The sequence below is a fragment of the Fulvivirga imtechensis AK7 genome (assembly GCF_000331535.1).
GTDB lineage: Bacteria > Bacteroidota > Bacteroidia > Cytophagales > Cyclobacteriaceae > Fulvivirga > Fulvivirga imtechensis.
Genome location: NZ_AMZN01000105.1, coordinates 1 through 4,269 on the forward strand (window position 1 = coordinate 1; position 4,269 = coordinate 4,269).

5 protein-coding genes and 1 pseudogene are annotated in these 4,269 nt (G+C 36.2%); all 6 read left to right on the plus strand.

Annotation, left to right across the window (positions count from 1 at the left end; genetic code table 11):
* Nucleotides 1-947: RHS repeat-associated core domain-containing protein (locus C900_RS24780; protein ID WP_040497519.1), on the plus strand; the 947-nt coding region annotated here is incomplete at its 5' end.
* A gap of 11 nt (nucleotides 948-958) precedes the next feature.
* Entirely contained in the window at nucleotides 959-1,552 is a 594-nt protein-coding gene (locus C900_RS24785) for a hypothetical protein (protein ID WP_157494194.1), read from the plus strand.
* A gap of 422 nt (nucleotides 1,553-1,974) precedes the next feature.
* A complete protein-coding gene (locus C900_RS24795) occupies nucleotides 1,975-2,577 on the plus strand; it encodes a hypothetical protein (protein ID WP_009583129.1) in 603 nt (200 codons plus the stop codon).
* A gap of 27 nt (nucleotides 2,578-2,604) precedes the next feature.
* Nucleotides 2,605-2,718: pseudogene (locus tag C900_RS31080) on the plus strand (RHS repeat-associated core domain-containing protein); the annotation flags it as partial.
* 42 nt (nucleotides 2,719-2,760) lie between these two features.
* A complete protein-coding gene (locus C900_RS24800; RefSeq protein ID WP_009583130.1) occupies nucleotides 2,761-3,531 on the plus strand; it encodes a hypothetical protein in 771 nt (256 codons plus the stop codon).
* Nucleotides 3,532-3,535: 4 nt separating this feature from the next.
* On the plus strand, nucleotides 3,536-4,177 hold the full coding sequence (locus C900_RS24805; RefSeq protein WP_009583131.1) for a tetratricopeptide repeat protein: 642 nt from the start codon (nucleotides 3,536-3,538) through the stop codon (nucleotides 4,175-4,177).
* Nucleotides 4,178-4,269: the final 92 nt, after the last annotated feature.

Below are 4,269 nucleotides of genomic sequence, written 5' to 3' on the forward strand. Positions count from 1 at the left end.
GGCAGTATGACCCAGCACTAGGCAGGTTCAATTCCGTAGATCCGTATGCTAACCGCTACCTGAACGAAAGCCCATACAGCTATGCCGGGGCTAATCCTATTTACTATTCAGATCCGAGTGGTGGATCCTATGCAGACCTGAGCAGGGATGATGTGTTTGTCAATGGTGGGTATCAGGTGTTTAATGGAGGTGGTGGATATATTCCGAGCAGGGCTTTTGGTTGGGCTAACGACTTGTGGAGCGGTACGGCCCATGAGTCTACCCGGGATTACTTCCTGATGGGCGGAAGTGACTTCACAAATAAATATGGAGCACATCAGTCTCAAACAGATTTTGTAAACGGGGAGCTGTATGTGGTTGAAACTACTACCCGTTGGCGGGAGTATGGCGGTGTAGCAGATGAAACATCTTACAGCTACGAAACTACTTTTACAAAAGCTAGAGGCATGGATCTAGATTGTCCGAAATGTGGATTATTTGAAAGGCTGTGGAATGAGTTTATGTCTGGCACCGGTTTAAAGGAAAACAGGGAGGAAAATGCATATGGTAGGTTTTTAAATAACTTAAAGTCATTACCTGGGGCTAATATAGTAATAGTAGGCCCTGGTGGTCAAGAATATGAAATTGATTTTTCGAGTGGGAACTGGGGTAAAGGGCCTACTGGGGTTTTGGATTTAGGTAATGCTAATAATGTTTTTAATGTACTTAATTTAAGAGTAAATTCATCGGAACTGGATGCCACAAACAACTATTTCTCAGTTCACTTTGAAAATCCATTAAATCAGAAAAACGAATATGGATATTCTTTATTCATGGCATCAAAAAATCATCCCGGTTTGTATTATTATAGGCAAGCGGATCAGTCAAATCTTACCTACTATAGAATTTTACACTCAGAAGGCAAATATCTCGTAGTTCCGGTATCACTATATAATAAAACAAGATAAAATTTATGAAATTGAGACAAAAGATTAGACTGATAGCCTTATTTATACTGTTATTTTGTGCTTGTGAAAATAAAAATAAGGATGATGAAGCTTTTTTGAAATCACTTCCAGATATACAGGGAATAACAAAAGATACTGTACTTTTTGATAAGAATGGTAATCCCATAAAAGTATATGTTAATCCCAGTCATAAAACCGAGAATATCGAAAAAGTAAATTCAGTTGGAGGTGAGCTGTTTTACCTTTATTATTCTGACGAAAATAATGAGCCAGTTTATGATAGTATTGAAAATAAGAAGAAATTAAAGAAAGTATTCCATTATGACTATATAAATGAATTTTTTGATATTAGTATGAAAACTGATACAGTGAAATTAGGTAAGGAATTTATCGGGAATATTTACAGTCAGCAAAAAGATATTCGAATCGAAATCAAAGGTTTAGATGAGGTACTAACGAGTGAAGATCTTCCTTACACTCATAAAATTAAAGCTACCGAACTCGGAATTTACAGCTTTTCCGGTATTATTTACACTTTTGGGGAAAATTATCCTTTTGAATATAAATACATAGTCGTAGCTGCTGATAGCATAAGTAACGATTAATGAGGCCTCAAACTTGGGCGCATTTAGTGGGTAGCGTCTGTTCCTCATCTAGTATTTTTAATTATTGGTCCCGGTGGCGAATTATATGAAGTGGATTATGGTCAAGGGTCGGCATCAGGTAATATTACCACATTGGATTTAAGTTATCCGGATAACTTTTTTAATAGTTTAAGTTTAATTAAATCACAAGGTAAAAAAGCAGTTGGTGATGCGCTTATTATTTCATTTTATGATGGGAATCCAATAAATGGAAGGACAAACGGGTTTAGAACATTTCATGAAGTTTCGGGGCAGGAAGGTATATACTGGAGCCCCTTTAAACAATGGAGAGGACCTAACTGGGAGATGAGATGTTGGAAATCTGTGAAATATGATTTAAATGGTCGAATAATTTATAGAATTGTAGAGGTAAAATAAAAAAGATGAGAAAAGTTACGGTGATTATTTTTTCCTTAGTATACCTTATAGCGTGTGAAGGAAAAAAAGAGCAAGAAGTCATCAAGATCAATGATATTTCCGAAATCGACACTACTAATACGGCAATAATAGTAGACGAGGATGGTAATATTTTATACCAAAATCCGGAATTTGGTTTTAATGGAGAAAACATTTTTATTGCCAATTCAATTAACGATACAGTGTTTTATTCTATTGGAGAAGATAGTTTAGGAACCAATAAAAAAAATAGAGTTTTCAAATATGAATATCATCGAGAATCATTTCAAATAGACATTAAAGATGATTCAATACAATTGGGTGATGAATTTATAGGTTACATAGCTTTTGAGATGAATAAAAATAATAAAGTTATAATAAATGGAGAGGATGAAGATATCACTATTACTCAAGGTGATTTTGAACAAGACTCTTCTTTGAGTTTTCAGCCTTACGAATACCGAATCGTAACACAGGACACAGGGGTGAAAGAATTTAAGGGCAAGGTTTTCGTAGATAATGAGGAATATCCATTTGAATATAAATATGTAGTTGTAGCAGCAGATAGTTTGGATAGGATTCAAGAATAATTCTTTACACTCTTTTACGAGACGTTTTACAGGCAGTACGACCCTGCACTAGGCAGGTTCAATTCCGTAGATCCGTTTGCTAACCGGTACCTGAACGAAAGCCCTTACAGTTATGCGGGCAATAACCCGATCTACTACAATGATCCGACTGGTGGATCGTATGCAGACCTGAGCAGGGATGATGTGTTTGTCAATGGAGGGTATCAGGTGTTTAATGGAGGTGGTGGATATATTCCGAGTAGAGCTTTTGGTTGGAGCCAGGGCATCTACCGGGATGATTGGTCGCTGGGCTATGGCAGTGATTCTTACAGGAATGAGCGGTATATTTCGGAGCAAACAGGAGGTTACCAGAAAGGCCAGGATTTTTATAATGGCGATGGTGGTCTAATAGTCACCAGAAACGGTAAACAAGGCCAGTGGATAGATTATTATGTCAATGGAATTGTTGATGCCGAGCATTATATAGATTCTGAGTTTAGGGAGTATAATGCACAGAATGGAGGGAATATTTACCAAGAAATTAGTAATACCTTCAATGAAACAAAACTTGACTACATTGGAGCCGAGAATGTTGGTGCAAATGCAATGTTCAACATGATTGGAAATTATTCTGTAAAACAGGTTGATGGGAAATATTATTTTATGGCTTCAGCGGCAGGAACTACTCCAGCAAAGAGTCAGGGAGATGTTGCATTTCAAGGAAGCGCGGAATTATTAGTGAATGGGAAGCAGGTCAATATTACCCCATTTACATATAACGATGGTTATAATGTAAGTTTCCCTGATGGCTTTTCAAACTTAGGTGCACTCTCTTTTCAATTACCTACAAGTGGAACAGTTATGATCAATTTAAAATTTAGTTATCATATAGTTTTTGGTTCTGCTGGACAACGTCACTCATCAACAATGACTATTCCAGTTTATATCCGAACTGTTGGACTGCCAAAGAATTAAAATCATGAGCAAACGAATTTTATTTTTAATGGCCTTAATCATTGCTTCTTGCAGTGATCAAGAAAGGAAAACTGAACAGGCAGAAAGTAGTGTAAATACACATCAACCAGATTCAAATGCTGTAAAGCTTAATAATAAAGCTGTCAAATTTATTGGTGATGCTGCGCATACTTATGATTCGCTTAGTGGATTCTTATATGATTCTGCATTAATGTATTTGAATCAGGCGCTTGAAATAGATAGCCTATATTTGATAGCTTATTCTAATAAGTCTCAAGTTTTGCGAAGAAAAGGTAAGTTAGAGGAATCTCTTGAAGCTTTAAATAAAGTTCAAAATATCAAGCCGAATTTTGCGGAAGTTATTACCGAACAGGGGTTTATTCTTGAAAAAATGGGACGAATGGAATTGGCCCACCAGAAATACAGCCAGGCACTTAAAGCCTATGAGAAAAGGTTGGAGAATGATCCGAAGAATGATAAAGTACTATCGGATATCGCCTTCTTATACATCTTTTTAGAAGATGAAAATGCTGCACTGGATGAAATACGAGATTTAATTCTTAAGAATCCGGAAAGCGAGCAGTTAAAAATGATGGAAGGAGTGATTAAAGATTTTGATAGGGAAAAATTTATTGAAGAATATTAATTGCTTTTAAAAATATAAAAGAGATTAAGATCAAAGAAGCCGTTCGAAAGAGCGGCTTTTTTTAGTAGACGAATCTTTAAGAAGCTATTCCA

Excerpts from the sequence above, each read along its gene's own strand:
- C900_RS24805 (WP_009583131.1), top strand. The coding sequence starts at position 3,536 with ATGAGCAAACGAATTTTATTTTTAATGGCCTTAATCATTGCTTCTTGC.
- C900_RS24795 (WP_009583129.1), top strand. The coding sequence starts at position 1,975 with ATGAGAAAAGTTACGGTGATTATTTTTTCCTTAGTATACCTTATAGCG.